At 70.7% G+C, this 17,488-nt stretch carries 17 protein-coding genes; 10 read left to right on the forward strand and 7 right to left on the reverse strand.

The window, feature by feature from the left end; translation table 11 throughout:
• Nucleotides 1-185 precede the first annotated feature (185 nt).
• The 3 genes from CSX12_RS03600 to CSX12_RS03610 are packed head-to-tail and all read right to left on the reverse strand — an operon-like array spanning nt 186 to nt 2,114.
• The gene (locus tag CSX12_RS03600; protein ID WP_124894885.1) at nt 186-383 is read right to left on the reverse strand and encodes a hypothetical protein; all 198 of its coding nucleotides are present in this window, start codon (nt 381-383) and stop codon (nt 186-188) included.
• 22 nt (nt 384-405) lie between these two features.
• Nucleotides 406-1,365 (reverse strand): DNA-3-methyladenine glycosylase 2 family protein, encoded by a 960-nt coding sequence (locus CSX12_RS03605; RefSeq protein WP_124894886.1) that lies wholly within the window; start codon nt 1,363-1,365, stop codon nt 406-408.
• 50 nt (nt 1,366-1,415) lie between these two features.
• Nucleotides 1,416-2,114 (reverse strand): winged helix-turn-helix domain-containing protein, encoded by a 699-nt coding sequence (locus CSX12_RS03610; RefSeq protein WP_124894887.1) that lies wholly within the window; start codon nt 2,112-2,114, stop codon nt 1,416-1,418.
• A gap of 333 nt (nt 2,115-2,447) precedes the next feature.
• Here CSX12_RS03610 and CSX12_RS03615 point away from each other — a divergent pair, with 333 nt between their 5' ends.
• The 4 genes from CSX12_RS03615 (at nt 2,448) to CSX12_RS03630 (ending at nt 7,711) form a co-directional block, all read left to right on the forward strand.
• A complete protein-coding gene (locus tag CSX12_RS03615; RefSeq protein WP_017204604.1) occupies nt 2,448-2,756 on the forward strand; it encodes a GNAT family N-acetyltransferase in 309 nt (102 codons plus the stop codon).
• A 51-nt stretch (nt 2,757-2,807) separates the two neighbouring features.
• Complete coding sequence (locus CSX12_RS03620) at nt 2,808-3,290, forward strand: DIP1984 family protein (protein WP_017204605.1); 483 nt, start codon at nt 2,808-2,810, stop codon at nt 3,288-3,290.
• 254 nt (nt 3,291-3,544) lie between these two features.
• Nucleotides 3,545-4,714 (forward strand): exonuclease SbcCD subunit D, encoded by a 1,170-nt coding sequence (locus CSX12_RS03625; RefSeq protein ID WP_124894888.1) that lies wholly within the window; start codon nt 3,545-3,547, stop codon nt 4,712-4,714.
• Nucleotides 4,715-7,711, forward strand: a complete 2,997-nt coding sequence (locus CSX12_RS03630; RefSeq protein ID WP_124894889.1) for an SMC family ATPase — start codon at nt 4,715-4,717, stop codon at nt 7,709-7,711.
• A gap of 24 nt (nt 7,712-7,735) precedes the next feature.
• Here CSX12_RS03630 and CSX12_RS03635 read toward each other — a convergent pair whose 3' ends face one another.
• Nucleotides 7,736-8,293, reverse strand: a complete 558-nt coding sequence (locus CSX12_RS03635) for a hypothetical protein (RefSeq protein ID WP_017204608.1) — start codon at nt 8,291-8,293, stop codon at nt 7,736-7,738.
• Nucleotides 8,294-8,403: 110 nt separating this feature from the next.
• Between CSX12_RS03635 and nadE the strand changes: the two genes are divergently transcribed.
• The 3 genes from nadE (at nt 8,404) to CSX12_RS03650 (ending at nt 13,635) form a co-directional block, all read left to right on the forward strand.
• Nucleotides 8,404-9,222 (forward strand): ammonia-dependent NAD(+) synthetase, encoded by an 819-nt coding sequence (gene nadE, locus CSX12_RS03640; protein WP_017204609.1) that lies wholly within the window; start codon nt 8,404-8,406, stop codon nt 9,220-9,222.
• Between the two features lie 86 nt (nt 9,223-9,308).
• A complete protein-coding gene (locus CSX12_RS03645) occupies nt 9,309-12,842 on the forward strand; it encodes a bifunctional RecB family nuclease/DEAD/DEAH box helicase (RefSeq protein WP_124894890.1) in 3,534 nt (1,177 codons plus the stop codon).
• Nucleotides 12,829-13,635 carry a hypothetical protein gene (locus CSX12_RS03650; protein WP_124894891.1) on the forward strand — a complete coding sequence of 269 codons (807 nt, stop codon included), beginning with the start codon at nt 12,829-12,831 and terminating at the stop codon, nt 13,633-13,635. Before CSX12_RS03645 ends, CSX12_RS03650 begins: the two co-directional genes overlap by 14 nt.
• 18 nt (nt 13,636-13,653) lie before the next feature.
• Here the strand turns inward: CSX12_RS03650 and upp are convergent, their stop codons facing one another.
• Nucleotides 13,654-14,286, reverse strand: a complete 633-nt coding sequence (gene upp / locus CSX12_RS03655; RefSeq protein ID WP_017204612.1) for a uracil phosphoribosyltransferase — start codon at nt 14,284-14,286, stop codon at nt 13,654-13,656.
• An 80-nt stretch (nt 14,287-14,366) separates the two neighbouring features.
• Here upp and tadA point away from each other — a divergent pair, with 80 nt between their 5' ends.
• Nucleotides 14,367-14,822 (forward strand): tRNA adenosine(34) deaminase TadA, encoded by a 456-nt coding sequence (tadA, locus tag CSX12_RS03660; RefSeq protein ID WP_124894892.1) that lies wholly within the window; start codon nt 14,367-14,369, stop codon nt 14,820-14,822.
• A gap of 19 nt (nt 14,823-14,841) precedes the next feature.
• Here tadA and CSX12_RS03665 read toward each other — a convergent pair whose 3' ends face one another.
• Both CSX12_RS03665 and CSX12_RS03670 read right to left on the reverse strand, forming a co-directional pair.
• The gene (locus CSX12_RS03665; protein ID WP_241160558.1) at nt 14,842-15,261 is read right to left on the reverse strand and encodes a hypothetical protein; all 420 of its coding nucleotides are present in this window, start codon (nt 15,259-15,261) and stop codon (nt 14,842-14,844) included.
• Between the two features lie 2 nt (nt 15,262-15,263).
• Nucleotides 15,264-16,235: a cation diffusion facilitator family transporter gene (locus CSX12_RS03670; RefSeq protein ID WP_017204615.1), complete on the reverse strand. Its 972-nt coding sequence runs from the start codon at nt 16,233-16,235 to the stop codon at nt 15,264-15,266.
• A 59-nt stretch (nt 16,236-16,294) separates the two neighbouring features.
• Here CSX12_RS03670 and proC point away from each other — a divergent pair, with 59 nt between their 5' ends.
• Nucleotides 16,295-17,134, forward strand: coding sequence for a pyrroline-5-carboxylate reductase (gene proC / locus CSX12_RS03675; RefSeq protein ID WP_124894893.1), 840 nt, complete (start codon nt 16,295-16,297; stop codon nt 17,132-17,134).
• A gap of 2 nt (nt 17,135-17,136) precedes the next feature.
• A complete protein-coding gene (locus CSX12_RS03680; protein WP_026050011.1) occupies nt 17,137-17,424 on the forward strand; it encodes a DUF1905 domain-containing protein in 288 nt (95 codons plus the stop codon).
• Nucleotides 17,425-17,488 lie beyond the last annotated feature (64 nt).

Genomic DNA, 17,488 nt, shown 5'->3' on the forward strand with positions numbered 1-17,488 from the left:
CGGCGGTCCCGGGGTGGGGCAGCCCTTCGACAGGCTCAGGGACCCAGGGGGGACAGGCTCAGGGGCCCTTCGACAGGCTCAGGGACCCAGGGGGACAGGCTCAGGGCCCCTTCGACAGGCTCAGGGACCCAGGGGCGGCGGGCTCAGGGCCCTTCGACAGGCTCAGGGACCCAGGGGCGACAGGCTCAGAGCTCGACGCCGTGATCCTCGTCGTTGACGCCGGCGTTGTGGCCGCGGCGCGACTCGTAGCCGAGGAACCATCCGAACCACACGATCGCAGCGAGGAGCACGCCGAGCCGCACGTTCTGGAAGATGAGCCCGATCACGACGCCGACGACGAGCAGGCCGACGGTGACGGAGATGCGCAGCGCGGTACGGGACATGGCCCCAGCATAGGCGGCGGCGTCAGCGGTCGCGATGGTCCTCCGGGGCGAGCCGGGGACCGCGGCGCGGCTCCTGCACGCCGCTGGCGAAGATGAGGCGGACGACCCGCTGCCGGTGACCTGCCCACGGGGCCAGGAGCTCGATCATCCCCGTGTCGTCGGTGCGCTTGCCCGTCAGGGCGTAGCCGACTTCGTGCGCCAGGTGGTAGTCGCCGACGCTCACCGCATCCGGGTCGCCGAGGGCGCGGATGCGGGTCTCGGCCGATGTCCAGACGCCCACGCCGGGCAGGCTCGTGAGCACCCGGTCGCGATCGACGCCGTCCGCCGCCGCATGGACGGCACGGGCGATGCGGTCGCCGCGCTCGGCGGCACGAACGATCGTCCGCGACTGCGGCGGCTCGACGCCGGCGCGGTGCCAGGCCCAGGACGGGATGCGGAACCACTGCTCCGGTGACGGCGCGGTGAACAGGGGGCGAGGGGTCGGACCGGGCGCGCGCTCTCCGTATCGGGACACGAGCCAGCGCCAGGCGCCGAAGGCCTGCATGCCCGTGACCTTCTGCTCGATGATCGCGCACGCGAGAGCATCGAACACCTCGCCGCCGCGAGTGAGGCGGAGGCCGGGGTTGCGGCGCGCTGAATCGGCGATGAGCGGATGGCGGGACGCATCGAAGCCCTCGTCGTCATCGCGGGCGCCGCACAGATCGGGCACGCGGTCGAGCGCCAGTTCCGCTCCGCGCCCCCAGGCCGTGGCCCTGACCTCCGCTCCCGTCATGCGGAGGGCGAGCGTGGCGGGGCCGAGCGCCGTGCGCATCGTGCGCCAGATGACGGGACCGTCGATGACCATGGTCGGGTCGGTTCCGCCGCGGCGGAGCATCCCGACCGTGCGCCGGAGGTCGAGGGGATGGGGAGGCCGGTAGACCGTCTCGCGCGGTGCCCCCGCGGCCGCGGCGTCGGCCGATGCGGGGTCTGCGGTGAGGGTCATGCGCCCACCCTACGCGCCGTCCCTGACACCGCCTCCGAGGATGCGGAGGGTCAGAAGCGGTCGGGCGAGGGCGTGCCGTGGCCGTAGCGGATGACGACGTCGGCGTGCCGGTCGAACCGGTAGCCGATACCGCGCACCGTGCGCACGATGTCCTCGTAGCGACCGAGCTTCGCGCGGAGGCGGCGAACGTGCACGTCGATGGTCCGCTCTCCGGGGGTCTCGTCGTCCTGCGCCTGCCAGAGGGCGGAGACGAGCTCGCTGCGCTCGATCGTCCGGCCCTCGCGAAGCACGAGGTACTGCAGGAGCTCGAACTCCTTGTACGTGAACGCCGCGGACTCGCCGTCGATCAGCACGCGCTTGCGGGAGATGTCGACGGTGACGCCGCTCTCCTCGTCGACCGTGTCCTCCTCGGCAGCCGCCTTCGTGCGGGCGATCGCGCCCGGCTCCTGCAGCGCCAGTCGGACGACGTCGAGGTCACGTCCGCCGGAGCCGTGCGGGGCGAGGGCGACCGTGGCGTGCGTCTCCGCGCCGGGCGCGAGTTCGGCGAGCGTGCGACGCAGGGCGTCGACAAGGAGGGGGAGGCTGACGCCGGCCTCGGCGGCCTTGATCTCGTCCAGGCCGACGTAAAGGGCGAAGCCGCGGGGCGAGCGCACGGCCGGGAGGTCTGCTGCTGCGGAGGGCAGGGGAGCGGCGGCGGTCTGGGTGCGGACGGCGGTGGCGGGACGCTCGAGAAGTGCGGTGTTCGACATGATGATGAAGTCCTCAGGACGTGAGCCCGGATCGAGAGGGGCTCTGATGCGTTGCGTGAATGACCGGCGGAGCCGGGAAGCGAGCAGAGGGTGGATGCTCGGTGACGCCGACCTCGCAGATCACGAGTGGTCAGGTCAGGCGGGGTGGCTGTTCGTTCAGCGACACATTCGGCAACACATGCCAACGCGACCGGGCATCATCATCCCGGCAGTCCCGTTCGCCTCCTGGGCGGACAAAGGGCGTGCGTTGGTGGTCATGGGGGGATTATGTCCGATCATGACCGCCCATGTCAAAACGACCGCGTGAGCCCCGGCGGGCGTAACGTGGGGGAGATGACGATCTCGCACACTGTCGGAGGCTTCCTCCTGACCGATGAGAAGGACGCGTCGCGGTACACGCTCATGCGCGACGGAAAGCTCGTGAGCGTCCTCGACTACCGGGACGACGGGCACACGATCGCTCTGACGCGGGCCTTCACCGTCCCGACTTTCCGGGGCAACGGCTACGCCGGGAAGGTCGTGGAGGGGGCGGTGGCCGACATCATCGAGCGCGGCGACCGCAAGGTCGACGCCGTGTGCTGGTACGTCGCGGACTGGTTCTCGGCGCACCCAGAGCATGCCGGACTGCTGCGACGTCGGTGACATCCCCCGTATGACGCACTGTTACGCCGCGCTCGCTGCGAGGATGGGCTCATGAGACTCGCCGAGGCCCTGACCGCGCGCGCCGACCTGCAGCGTCGCATCGAGCAGCTGCGCGCTCGGATCGTCGCGAACGCCCGCTTCCAGGAGGGCGAGGAGCCGGCCGAGGACGCCGCCGCGCTGATCCGGGAGGCGGAGGATTCGCTCACCGAGCTGCGCGACCTCATCCGGCGGATCAACGCCACGAACGCCCGTCTCGACCTCGGGGCGGACGGCACCATGACCGACGCGCTGGCGACGCGCGACGTGCTGCGCCTGCGGCACTCCGTGCTGACCGACGCTGCTGCCGCGGCGTCGGGCGCGAACGACCAGTTCCTGCGCCAGATGCGCTCCGAGCTGCGGCAGGTCTCGGCGCTCCCCGTCGCACGGCTGCGGGCTCAGGCCGACGCTGTCGCACAGGAGCTGCGCGAGCTGGACAACCGGATCCAGCAGGCGAACTGGTCGAACGACCTGGAGGAGGAGAGCGGGAGTCGGTAGTCACGACGGAGCGGGCACAACCCCTGCCGGAGGGGCAATTCCGGCCCTGTCGGGCGGAGGGCAGCCCGGATCCCGCATCGCGCAGCCCCGCACGCCGCACAGGTGACCGCGCACAGCGCACTTCGCATCACCGCGTGCCGATCGTCGCGACGAGGGAGGGTCAGGGGACCTTCCGCTCTTCTCCTCCCTGGCCGTGGCATGCTTCCGCGGCACGCCTCGGACGGAATGTCCGAGGTCCTTCGTACCGTGTGAACATGCGCATCCTGCACACCTCGGACTGGCACATCGGCCGGACGTTCCATGGCAACTCGACCATGGACGCCCTCGCCGAGGTCCTCGGGGCGCTCACGGAGCAGGTCCGTCGCCATGACGTCGATGTCGTGATCGTCGCCGGCGACGTGTTCGACTCGGCGACTCCGGCGGCTGCTGCGTACACGCTGCTCGGCGACGCCCTCGTCTCGCTGCACGACACCGGAGCGCGCGTCATCGTCACGAGCGGGAACCACGACTCAGCGGCCCGTCTCGGGTTCCAGTCGCGGCTGCTGCGCGACGGCATCCATGTGCTGACGGATCCGCTGGCGATCGGTCAGCCGGTCACGGTCGACGACGCGCACGGCCCCGTGCACTTCTTCGGCATCCCGTACCTCGAGCCCGCGATCGTGCGCCAGCACTGGCCTGAGGGAGACAGCGCGGGGCGTCAGCTCCGCACGCAGGCGCAGACCATGGCCCATGCGATGGAACTGGTCCGACTCGGCATGCGCGAGCACGAAGGCCGCTCGGTGGCGATCGCGCACTGCTTCACCGCGGGCGTCGACGCGACGGTGGGACTCGAGCGCGAGGTGCGGCAGGGCGGACTCGACGTGGTTCCGGTGAGCGTGTTCGACGGCCCCGATTACGTCGCCCTCGGTCACATCCACGGTCGCCAGGAGCTCAGCGACCGCGTGCGTTACGCGGGTGCTCCGCTGCACTACAGCTTCGGCGAGCAGCACAAGCCGCGCGGATCGTGGCTGGTCGACCTCGATGCCGACGGCCTCGCCTCCGTCGAGTGGATCGAACTCCCCGTGCCGCGCCGGCTCGTCACCCTCACGGGTGCTCTCGACGAGATCCTCGCTCCCGCGATGGTCGCCGAGCACGCGGACGACTGGGTGTGTGCGATCTACACCGACGCCGTGCCGCAGACCGAGCCGATGCGACGACTGCGCGAGAGCTTCCCGTTCTGCGCGATGGTGCAGCATCAGCCGGCTGTCACGACGGAAGCAGGCGAGCGTTCCTACGCGCAGCGTCTCCGGACCGCCGTGACGGACGCCGACCGGATAGAAGCCTTCCTCGAGCACGTGCGGGCGGGGAACGGGGCGACCGACACCGAGGCCGCGCTGATCCGCTCCGTGCTCGACGAGCGCGTGCGGGCGGAGGCGCTCGTCTAGATGCGCCTGCATCGCCTGGAGATCGAGGGCTTCGGACCGTTCCGGTCTCGCCAGACCGTGGACTTCGACGCGTTCGCCGACGACGGGATCTTCCTCATCGCCGGCCGCACCGGCGCAGGCAAGTCGAGCATCCTCGACGCGGTCTGCTTCGGGCTCTACGGCGGGGTCCCGCGCTACGACGGGGGAGAGAAGCGCCTGCGCAGCGATCACTGCGAGCCGGACGACATCTCCGAGGTCGTGGTCGAGTTCAGCACGCCGGCGGGCCGGTTCCGCGTGACGAGGTCTCCGGAGTATCTGCGTCCGGCGAAGCGCGGGGGAGGCATGACGAAGCAGGCTCCTGCCGTCGCTCTGGACGAATGGACCGAGACGGGCTGGGTGGGGCGCGCGGCCAGGGCCGTCGACGTCGGCAACGAGCTCGACGAGATCCTGCAGCTGAGCCGAGAGCAGTTCCTCCAGGTGATCCTGCTGGCCCAGAACCGCTTCTCGGAGTTCCTCCTGGCGGGGAGCCGCGATCGTCAGGTGCTGCTGCGCCGGCTGTTCGGCACTCAGCGGTTCGAAGACGTGCAGGCCCGCTTCGACGAGCGACGGCGCGCTGCGGAGCAGATGCTCGGCGCGCGGCTGGCGACCGTGGCCGCTCGGGTCGAGGAGGCCGAGCGCCTCGTCACCGCCGTCGAACTGTGGGGCGAAGGGACGGAGGACGAGTCGACCGGAGATGAGAAGAACGCGACGCGCGTCTTCACCACGGACGAGCGCCTCGACGCCCTTCGGCGGGCCCAGGCCCGTGCCGACTACCGCGCGGAGCGTCGAGCATCCGAGCAGGCGGAGGCGGAGCAGCGCTCCGCCGCCGCCGACGCCGCACTCGCAAAGACCCGCGAGGAGCGGCAGGCCCAGAAGGAACGCGACCGCGCACGGGTCGCTCTCGAGCAGCTGGATTCGGAGGAGCCGCAGATCGCCGAGGCGCGGGCCGAGCTCGCCGCTGCTCGCGCAGCGGAGGCGCTGCGGCCGGCCATCGCGGCGGCGGAGCGCGCCGCCGTGCTGCACGCGAAAGCGGTCGAAGACGAACGGACCGCGCGTGCCGTGTGGGACGCGTTCGGGATGTCCGTCGACGGCGACCTGGAGGAATGGGCCGCTGCCCGCACGCGGGAGAGCGGCGCGTGGGAGCGCGCCCGCGACCTGGAAGAGCAGGAGCCCGCCCTCGCGACTGCGGTGGCGGCAGCAGCGACCGCTGTCGAGGAAGCGGCGGAGCGCGTCGCGGCCGGCGAGCGCGAACGCGCCTCGCTGCCGGAGGCCACGGCGGCGCTGACGGCGGAACGCGACGAGGCTCGGCGTATCGCCGACCGAGGCGATGATCTCCGGGCAGCGGTGGACACGGCCCGGTCGCGCCGCGCGGCCGCCCGAGAGGCCGACCGTCTCCGGCAGGCGCTGGCCGTCGCGGATGCCGAGGTCGCCGAGGCCTCTGCCTCCCATGCCAGGGCGCAGACCGTTCTCGCACAGCTCCGTCAGCGGCGCGCGGACGGCATGGCGGGCGAGCTGGCATCACGCCTTGCGCCGGACACGGCATGCCCGGTGTGCGGTTCGCAGGAGCATCCGGCGCCGGCGTCGCACGCCGATCCGGTCTCGGGCGAGGACATCGAGGAGGCCGAGGCTGCTCGCGACGCGGCGGCGCAGCAGGAGCGGGAGCTCGTCGCCGCGTCCGCTGCGCTGCACGCCGAGCTCGCCGCCGCGACGGCGCGGTCCGAGGAGCGATCCGTCGAGCAGGCCGAGGCCGAGCTCGCTGACGCGGAGGAGGCGCGGGCACGCAGCCTCGCCGCCGCTGAAGAGGCCAAGGATCTCGAAGCGCGTCTGGCCGCGCTCGTCGTCCGCGCCGGAGAGATCGAGGCGGAGCGGGCGGAGGCGGCCGCCGCGCTGGCCGCGGCGCGCGAAGCCCACGCGCTGCTCCTCCAGCGCGCCGCAGATGCACAGACGCTGATCTCCGAGGCTCGCGGGGATTTCCCCTCCGTCGGGGCCCGGCTGGAGGATGCGGCGGCGAAGATCGCGGCCGCTCATGCCGTGGTCGAGGCGGTCGCCGAGACGGCGAGACGGACGCTCGCGCTCGCGGAGACCGAGAGCGAGCGGGACGCGGCGCTGGCCGACACCGCCTTCCCCGTCGTCGCCGCGGTCGAGGAATCCCTCCGGTCGCCGGCCGAGCAGGAAGCCCTCGATGCGCGCATCACGCACCATGCGGTGCAGCGCGAGAAGGAGCGCGCGATCCTGTTCGACCTGGAACTGCGGACGCTGCCGGAGGAGCCGATCGACGTGGCCCCCGCGGAGCTGGCCGCCGCCGAGGCGCGCGCGAGCTGGAAGCACGCGGTCGACGAGGCGGTGCGCTCCGCGGGTGACGCGGAGCGACTCGCCGACCTGATCCGATCCGCGGCTGCCGAGCATGCGCGCACGGCGGATGACGCCGCCGAGTTCGAGACCCTGCAGGGGCTTGCCGACACGATCGCCGGTCGGGGTGCGAACACGCGCAAGATGACGCTCGAGACGTTCGTCCTCGCAGCGGAGCTCGAGGAGATCGTGGAAGCGGCCAATCGTCGGCTCCACGACATGTCGTCGGGGCGATACCAGCTGGAGCACTCGGACGCCCTCGCCGCGCGCGGCGCGGCATCCGGTCTCGGCATCGTGGTCTTCGACGCTTTCACGGGGCAGACCCGACCGCCGCAGTCGCTGTCGGGAGGCGAGACGTTCCTGACCTCCCTCGCCCTGGCCCTCGGCCTCGCCGAGGTGGTGACGGCCCGTGCCGGCGGCATCCGTCTCGACACGCTCTTCATCGACGAGGGGTTCGGGTCCCTCGACGGCGACACGCTCGACGTCGCCATGCGCACCCTCGACGAGCTGCGCCAAGGCGGCCGCACGGTGGGCGTGATCAGTCACGTCGAGGCCATGCAGGAGCAGATCCCGGCTCAGCTCACCGTGCGGGCGCTGCCGAACGGGCCGAGCCTGATCGAGACCCGCTGACGCGGTCGTTGACGGCCGAGCCGCTCAGACCCCGTATTCGCTGCGGATGAAGTCGCGCAACTGCACGCTGCAGCGCGCCACAGCCTCGCGCCAGTCGGTCAGCGCGCCGTCCTCGGCCTGGTCCGACACGGCGCGGAAGACCCGGATCGGCACGCCGAACTGCTCGGCGACCCAGATGTAGGCGTACGTCTCCATGTCCACCAGCGCCGCGCCGGACGGGCGGATCACGGCGGTGACCTCCGCATCCTCCACGAAATGGTCGCCCGTGGCGATGAGCACACCGTCGCGCCCGGTCGAGACGCGTGCGGGGAGGGAGACGTGCTGGCCGGAGACGCCGTCGAGATCCGTGACGTCGTGCTGGAACGCCGTGCCGATCTCGTGGACGGTCGCCTCGAGCCCCGGATCGATCGCGCCCGCGGTTCCGACCACCACGATCTCGTCGTAGGTCTTCGCATCGAGCGCACGGGTGAGCGCGTACGTGGCCTGCAGCTTCCCCGGCCCGGTGACGAGCCGGTCGAAGCCCTCGAGCTCTTCCGGGAAGGCGGACAATTCGGACGCGAGCGCAGCGACGAGGAGTTTCACTGCCCCATTCTCTCAGGCCGTGGCTGGCAGGAGCATGCGAACGCCGCGGCGTCATGCCCTCGTAACGCGATCAGGGGGATACTGGTGCGAGGACAAGACCGGAGGATCACATGTCGTTGCAGAAGCAGATCTCTGAGGACCTCGGCGTCAAGGCCGAGATCGACCCCGAAGCCGAAGTGGACCGTCGAGTCGGCTTCCTCGCCGACTACCTCCGCGAGACCGGGGCCAAGGGCTTCGTGCTCGGCATCTCGGGCGGCCAGGACTCGACGCTCGCGGGGCGTCTCGCGCAGCTCGCGGTCGAACGCGTGCGTGCGGAGGGCGGCGAGGCGAAGTTCCTGGCCGTGCGTCTGCCGTACCGCGTGCAGCACGATGCGGACGACGCGGCAGCGGCCCTCGAGTTCATCGCCCCCGACTCGTCCGTCGAGGTCAACATCCAGAACGGCGTGGACGGCGTGGAGCAGGACATCGAGTTCGCCGTCACCAGTGACATCACCGATTTCAACCGCGGGAACATCAAGGCCAGGCTGCGCATGGTCACGCAGTACGCGCTCGCCGGCCACGACGGCCTGCTCGTGATCGGCACGGACCACGCGGCCGAGGCAGTGACAGGCTTCTACACGAAGTTCGGAGACGGCGCGGCCGACATCCTCCCGCTGTCCGGCCTCACCAAGCGGCAGGGTCGGTCGCTGCTCCAGTTCCTCGACGCGCCGCACCGCCTCGCCTTCAAGGTTCCCACCGCCGATCTCCTCGACGGTCAGCCGGGCCGGGCGGATGAGGACGAGCTCGGCCTGACCTACGAGCAGATCGATGACTTCCTCGAGGGCAAGGCCGTCGACCCCGAGGTCGCAGGGCTCATCGAGGCGAGGTACCTCGCGACGGAGCACAAGCGGCACCTTCCGGTCACTCCCGACGACACCTGGTGGCGTTGACCGCAACCCCCCAGGAGACGGGCCGCCGCTTCGCCCGTGTCGGATGCCGCGGATAGTGTCGAAGCATCCGAGAGAACGGGAGCATCGTGCGGATCGACACTCAGGCGCAGCGCGTCATCTGGAGCGCCAGCGACCTCAAGGCGGCCGCCGAATGCGAGTTCGCCTGGTGCCGGGCGATCGACGCGAAGCTGGGCAGGGTGCCGGCGGTGGAGGAGCCGGAGGACGCGACGCTGAAGCGCGCCGCAGAGCTCGGCGATGTCCACGAACGCAACGTCCTCGCCCGCTACCTCTCCGACCTCGGCGACGAGCGGGTGCACCGCATCGACAAGGTGTCATCGAGTGACGCCGCAGCCCTCGCCGCCGCCGTCGAAGAGACCATCGCCGCCCTGCGCTCGGACGCGCTCGTGGTGTTCCAGGCCGCTTTCGCGACGGAGGAGTTCGTCGGGTTCGCGGACTTCCTGCGCAAAGACGTGGATGGCCGCTGGCGGGTGCAGGACTCCAAGCTCGCCCGCAAAGCTCGTGTCACGGCGCTCATGCAGTTGGCGGCATACGTCGATCAGCTCGACCGGTTGGGCATCCCGAGATCCGATGAGGTCGACCTGATCCTCGGCGACGGATCGATCAGCACGCATGACGTGGACGACCTGCTCCCGCTGTTCCGGGTGCGTCGAGCGCGACTGCGCGCGCTCATCGCCGACCGCGCGATCGCCGACGGCAGGGCAGGCGCCCCACTCGCCTGGGGAGACGACCGTGGCGACCTGCAGGTCGTGGCGTGCGGACGCTGCGCCACCTGCGAAGAGCAGGTGATCGCCCACCGCGATCTGCTGATGGTCGCCCGGATGCGCCCGGTGCAGCGCGCGCGACTGCGTGCGGCCGGTGTCGACACGATCGATGACCTGGCTGCCGCGTCGACTCCGCCCGAGGGCATGAACGTCGACACATTCGAGAACCTTCGGGCTCAGGCTCGACTGCAGCTCCGAGCCGACGCGGAGGGAGTGCCGACCTACGAGGTGCATTACGCTCCGGCGATCCACACTCTTCCGGTGCCCAGCCACGGCGACATCTTCTTCGACTTCGAGGGCGATCCCCTCTACACGGAGCCCGCCGCAGACGGTGAGGCCCAGTGGGGAATCGACTACCTGTTCGGCTGGGTCGACAACGCCGATCAGTATTCCGCGCTGTGGGCGCACACGTTCGCGGACGAGAAGCAGGCGCTGGAGGACTTCCTCGACTTCGTGAAGCTGCGCCGGGCCGCGCACCCCGGCATGCACATCTACCACTACGCCCCGTACGAGACTTCGCACCTGGTCGCCATGGCCGCGCGTCACGGCGTGCGGGAGGGAGAGGTCGACCGACTGCTGCGCGAGGGCGTGTTCGTCGATCTGTATCCGCTCGTGCTGAGGACCGTGCGCGTCGGATCACGGTCGTACTCGATCAAGAAGCTCGAGCCGCTCTACATGGGCGCCGACGTGCGCACCAGCGACGTGCAGAAGGGCGACGACTCGATCGTGCAGTACGTCGCCGCCCGCGAGCTGGCGGCGGCGGGGGAGGACGCGGAGGCCGACGCCGTGCTCGCGGACCTCGCCGACTACAACCGCTACGACTGCGTGTCGACACGACGACTGCGCAACTGGCTCATCGACATCGCGCGGGAGAAGGGCGTCGCCCCTGCCCCGCCCGATGCCGCCGACGAGGTGATCTACGAGCCGTCACCGCGGTCGGTGGCACTGCTCGCGGACGCGGAGCGCGACAGGGAGGCAGGCGGCGACGGACTCGTCCATCGTCTCGCGGCCGCCGCGATCGACTACTTCCCCCGGGAGTCGAAGAGCTTCTGGGTCTCGCACTTCCAGCGCCTGCGCGAGCCGGTGACGATGTGGGACGGCACGCGTGATGTCGTCCGCGTCGATGCACCATCGTCGACGGTCCGTCGGGAGTGGAGCATCGGGGAGGGGCGTCGGGTGATGTCTCGCGACATCGAGATCCGCGGCGAGGTCTCGCCGGGCACCACTCTCGGCGCGGGGTCGCAGCCTTTCGCGCTGTACGGCGTCCCCGCTCCGTTCGACACCGAGGTGCCGTCGCGCGCGGTCCACGTCCCGCATACCGTGACCGTCACCGAGGTGCTCGACGACGGCTACCTGGTCACCGAATCGGCGGTGCAGGGACAGACCTGGGACGAGCTTCCGCTCGCGCTCACCCCCGCGGCGCCACCTCGCGTGGCCTCGCTGCAGGGGGCGATCGACGAATGGGCCGACGCTGTGCATGACGCGGCCCCCGGCTTCCCGCACGACGCCGCGACAGACATCCTGCGCCGCATCCCGCCGCGAACGGTGTCCGGTGCCGGACTGCCCTCCGCCGACGAGGACGCGATCGATGCGATCGTCCGGGGCATCCTCGATCTCGACCGCAGCTACCTCGCCGTGCAGGGTCCTCCCGGAACCGGCAAGACCTACACGGGCTCGCGGGTCATCGCCCGGCTCGTCACTGAGCACGGATTCAAGATCGGGGTGGTCGCGCAGTCGCACGCCATCATCGAGACGCTCCTCGCGCGGGTCGTCGACGACGGGGTGCCGCCCGCTCAGGTGGCGAAGGCGCCCAAGGACCCCGATGCCGAGACTCCCTACACGACGATTCCGAAGAACGGCATGGCGTCATTCCTCGGGGAGCACGCCGACGAGGGTGCGGTCGTCGGCGGCACGGCGTGGGACTTCAGCAACACGCAGCGGGTCGATCGCGCCGGCCTCGACCTGCTGGTGATCGATGAGGCGGGCCAGTTCTCGCTCGCCTCGACGATCGCCGTCGCCGCCGGGGCGAAGCGGCTCCTCCTCCTCGGGGATCCTCAGCAGCTTCCGCAGGTGAGCCAGGGGGCTCACCCGGAGCCGGTGGACACGTCGGCCCTCGGCTGGGTCATGGACGGCGACCCGGTGGTGCGGCCGGAGTACGGCTACTTCCTGGCCCGCTCCTGGCGGATGCACCCGTTCGTGGCAGCACCGGTGTCGAAGCTCGCCTACGCGGGACAGCTCGCCTCCGCGCCAGGCACCGACCTCCGAGCGGTCGACGGCATCGATCCCGGCCTGCACGTGGTGCCGCTCCGGCACCGCGGCAATGCCACGCAGTCGGCCGAGGAGGCGGCCGAGGTCGTCCGGCGGGTCCGCGATCTGGTCGGACGCACCTTCACGGACAACGACGCGCTCCGTTCGCGTCGACCGCTCGCCGCGAGCGACATCATCGTGGTCACGCCGTACAACGCACAACGTCAGCTCGTGCTCGATGCGCTCTCCGAGGCGGGGTTCCCCGACGTCCCCGTGGGCACGGTCGACAACTTCCAGGGCAAAGAGGCCGTCGTCTCGATCACCTCCCTGGCCGCCTCGAGCGGCCGGGACGCCCCGCGCGGTCCGGAGTTCCTGCTGCTGCAGAACCGCCTCAACGTGGCCATCTCCCGCGCGCAGGTCGTCGCGTACCTGATCCACTCGCCGGCGCTGCTCGACGACCTCCCGTACACGCCCGAGGGAGTCGCCCGCCTGAGTGCCTTCGCGACACTGGTCGGTGCGGGGGACGACGCGCCGAGCGCCGCCGCGTCCGCCGTCGCGCGGGCGGAGGAGACGCAGAATGTCGGCGCCTGACGGCCACGCACACAGCGACCCGGACGCGCACAGCGCGGAAGAGATCCTGCGCGCCGCCGCGGCCTGGGTGTGGTTCCCGCGCGGCAGCGTGCACGAACGCGAGGAGCTGCTGCTCGTGCGGGATCCGGAGAGGTTCGGCGGCGGTGTGCGTGCATCGCAGGTCGACTCCGCGCTCGATGCGCCGACCGTCGTGGATCATGCCCTGGCGCGCACGAGGGCCTGGGGTGCGGCGCGGTTCACGTTCTGGACGAACCCCGCCGATCGCCCGGACCTCGAGGACGAGCTGCGTCGGCGCGGAGCGGAGCACGTCGACACCGTGGCGGTGTTCGCGCGTCCGGTCGACGGTGCCGACATCGACCTCTCCGCCGACGTGACGGTCGAGGTCGTGCGCACGCTCGAGCAGGTCCGCGAGGTCGACGCGGTCAACGTCCCGGTGTGGCAGCAGCAGCCCCTCGATGAAGAGGGTCTGCGCACGGAGTTCGCCGAGGTGGCCGCTGCTCTGCAGGCGCGAGAGGGGTTCCGCGTGCTCGGCCGGATCGGCGGTCGAGCGGTCAGCACCGCGGGATGCTCGATCGACGAGGGCTTCGTCCGACTCTGGGGAGCCTCGACGCTCGAGTCGGATCGCGGCCGTGGCGCCTACCGCGCCGTCCTCGCCGAACGGCTGAGACGGAGTGGCGAATGGGGAGCACGCACGGCGCTGGTGAAAGGACGGGTCTCCACGTCCGCGCCGATCCTGGCTCGAGCGGGGTTCACGCACTACGGCGACGAACGCGCTTACCGGCTCACGCTCTGAGACGAGCGCGCACCGGGGTCAGACGGTGCCGTAGAGCCGGTCTCCGGCGTCGCCGAGACCGGGCACGATGTAGCCCTTGTCGTTGAGGCGCTCGTCCAGGGCTCCCAGGACGAGGGTGACATCGCGGTCGCCGGCCATCGCCTCGATCGCCGCGACGCCCTCCGGGGTGCCGAGCAGGCAGATCGCCGTCACGTCCTTCGCGCCGCGGTCGAACAGGAACTGGATGGCCGCGGCGAGCGAGCCACCGGTGGCGAGCATCGGATCGATCGCGAAGCACTGGCGGTCGCTCAGATCGTCGGGCAGCCGCTCGGCGTAGGTCGTCGGCTCGAACGTCGTCTCATCGCGCACCATCCCGAGGAATCCGACCTCCGCGGTCGGCAGCAGCTTCACGAGACCCTCGAGCATGCCGAGGCCCGCACGGAGGATGGGGACGACGATGGGCCGCGGCTCGGAGATCTTCACGCCCATCGTGGTCGTCACCGGAGTGGTGATCTCGACGGGGCTGACCTTCACGTTGCGGGTGGCCTCATAGGCGAGCAGTGTCACGAGCTCCTCGGTGAGCTGCCGGAAGACCGGTGACGGAGTCCGCGCGTCGCGCAGCACCGAGAGCTTGTGGGTGATGAGAGGGTGGTCGGCGACGTGAACACGCATGGATACAGGGTAATGCGCCGCCGGGGCGCACACGACATCGGACCGCCGGCCGGGGGCGGCGGCTGTCGTAGGCTCGAGCCATGACCGCCGCCGACGACTCCGCGATGCGCCGTGCGCTCGCGCTCGCCGAAGAGGCGGCAGCGGCGTCGGAGATCCCGGTCGGCGCGGTGGTCGTCGACGCCGAGGGACGCGTCATCGCCGAGGGGCGCAACACCCGTGAGGCGACCCATGACCCCACAGGACATGCCGAGATCGAGGCCCTGCGCGGCGCCGCGGCGTCGATCGGATCCTGGAATCTCGAGGGTCACACCCTGGTGGTGACGCTCGAGCCGTGCATCATGTGCGCGGGAGCGATCCTGCAGGCGCGGATCGGGCGGGTGGTCTTCGGCGCGTGGGACGACAAGGCGGGGGCGGCGGGATCCATGTACGACGTGCTGCGCGACCGACGGCTCCCGTACCGCGCCGAGGTGATCGGCGGCGTGGACGCCGACGCGTCGACCGCACTCCTGCGCGCGTTCTTCGAACAGCGTCGTTGAGGGTGCTGCGAACCGGACCTCAGCCCTCGACGGTCGACCAGACCACGTCCACGAGGCACAGCCCGTCCTCGGTCGTCCGGTAGAACACGTCGCCGGGGAACTGCTCGCCCGCCGTCACCCTCTCCGCGCCCAGCGACAGGTTGATGCTCCAGTCCGGCTCGTGGGCCGCCTGGTCCGGCCAGTGCTCGGCGACGAACCTCCCGGGCTCCTCGGCGGACAGGCCCTCCCAGTCGGCGGGCTCCCCTAGCTCGGGGTCGTGGCCCTCGCACACAAAGGAGTCGGCATCGCCGGCGACGGCCAGGTCTACCAGACGCTCGGTCGTGCGGATGACCTCCGCGCCGTCCGCGCCCCAGAGCAGGGCGTCCGGGACGCAGGCCGAGAGGACGAGGGTCAGGCACGCGGCCGGGCCCACGGCTGCGACCCGCCTCGACCGCGTCATCGTCAGTCCGAGGACTTCAGGACGAAGACGTCCGTCGAGGGCTCCGGGTCGATCGCCGGCCGGTAGATGTCGGGCTCGATGTACACGATGCGGGCGACCGGTACCGCTTCCCGGATCCTCGCCTCGATCGCATCGATGTCGTCGGCGACCTCGCGCAGCGGCTTGTCGGCGTTGAGGGCGATCTTCGCGGCGACCATGAGCTCGTCCGGTCCGAGATAGAGCGTCTTCATGTGGATGATCTTCTCGATCTCGTCACCCGCCGTGATGGCGTCGACGATGCGATCGTGGTCGGCCGGGGTCGCCCCTTCGCCCACCAGCAGGCTCTTCGTCTCCACTCCCAGCACGATCGCGATCAGCACCAGCAGCACACCGATCATCACGGTGCCGAGGGCGTCGAACACCGGGTTTCCGGTGATGAGGGTGAGACCGACGCCGAGCAGGGCGAATGTCAGACCCGTGAGGGCCCCGACATCTTCGAGCAGCACGACGGGAAGCTCCGGAGCTTTCGACCGGCGCACGAACGACACCCAGGACTGGTCCTTCTCGCGCACGAGATTGCTCTCGCGGACCGCGGTGCGCAAGGAGAACGACTCCAGGCCGATCGCGATCACCAGGACGACCAGCGGCAGCCACCACCAGGTCTTGTCGAGCTCGTGGGGGTTCGTGAGTTTCTCCACGCCCTCGTAGATCGCGAACAGGCCACCGACGGAGAAGAGGATGATCGACACGACGAACGCGTAGACGTAGCGCTCGCGGCCGTAGCCGAACGGGTGCGCGCGGTCCGCTCCACGACGTGCCTTGCGTCCGCCGAGCATCAGGAGGAGCTGGTTGCCCGAGTCGGCGACCGAGTGGATCGCCTCGGCCAGCATCGACGCGGACCCGGACAGAGCCCACGCGACGAACTTCGCGAGCGCGATCCCCATGTTCGCCAGGAACGCCGCGACGATGGCCTTGTTGCCTCCTGATGCACTCATGCGTCGAGTCTAGAACTGCCCGCCCGCGGATGCCGGAGTGCCCGCCGTAGGATGACGACATGGCTGACTCGCTTCCCTCCCTCGCGTTCCTCGGTGCCGGATCGATGGGCGGTTCGATCCTGCGGGGCGTCGTCGCCTCGGGCATCCACGTCGACGGCGGGATCACCGCGACGAATCGGACGACGGAGAAGGCGGAGGCGTTCCAGGGCCTGGCCGGCGTCACCAGCATCGCGCTCTCGGATCGTCCTGACGGCAATGCGGAGGCCGTCGCCGGGGCGCGCATCGTCCTGGTCGGAGTGAAGCCGGCGATGGTGCCCGACCTCCTCCGGGAGATCGCCCCGCACCTCGCTGCCGACACGATCGTGGTCAGCGTGGCCGCCGGGGTCACGCTTCAGACGTTCGCGGACGTGCTCGGCGCGGATGCGCGCGTCATCCGGTCCATGCCCAACACCCCCTCGACCGTGCGCAAGGGCGTCACCGGACTCGCCGCCGGAACGGCTGCCACCGCGGACGACCTCGCCCTCGTCCGTCGCCTGTTCCAGACGGTCGGAGCGGTGGTGGAGGTGCCGGAGTCGCAGATCGACGCGCTGTCGACGATCTCCGGGTCCGGTCCCGCCTACGTGTATCTGCTGATCGAGGAGTTCACGAAGGCGGCCGTGGACATGGGCTTCCAAGAGTCGGACGCGCGGCTCATGGTCGAGCAGACCTTCATCGGGGCGACCGCCCTGCTCGAGGACTCGGGCGAGGAGCCGGCCGAGCTGCGCCGCCGCGTCACGAGTCCGAAGGGCACCACGGAGCGCGCCGTCGCGGTGCTGCAGGACGCGCATCTCGACCGGACCTTCGCCGACGCCGCCGCGGCCGCGCTCGCCCGGGCGCGGGAGCTCGCCGTCGGAGCCTGAGCATGCGGCTGCGGTTCGAGGGCGTGATCTGGTACTGGCGAGGGCCGGCACCGTTCCATTTCGTCACCGTGCCGCCGGTCGAGAGCGAGATGATCCACGATGTCGCGTCGGTCGTGACGTACGGGTGGGGGATGATCCCCGCGTCCGTCACGATCGGTGACACGACGGTGACCACGGCGCTCTGGCCGAAGGACGGCGGATACATCGTCCCGATCAAGAAGGCGCTCCAGGACCGCGAGGGTCTCGGCGTCGACGACGAGGTCCACCTCATCCTCGACATCGACGTCTGAGTCGCCGCGTCGCGCCAGGCCATCCCCCGGGAACAGGCGCTTCTACTGAAATGCTGCCTGTTCT

This window comes from Microbacterium sp. Y-01 (assembly GCF_003856715.1).
Classification (GTDB): domain Bacteria; phylum Actinomycetota; class Actinomycetes; order Actinomycetales; family Microbacteriaceae; genus Microbacterium; species Microbacterium algeriense.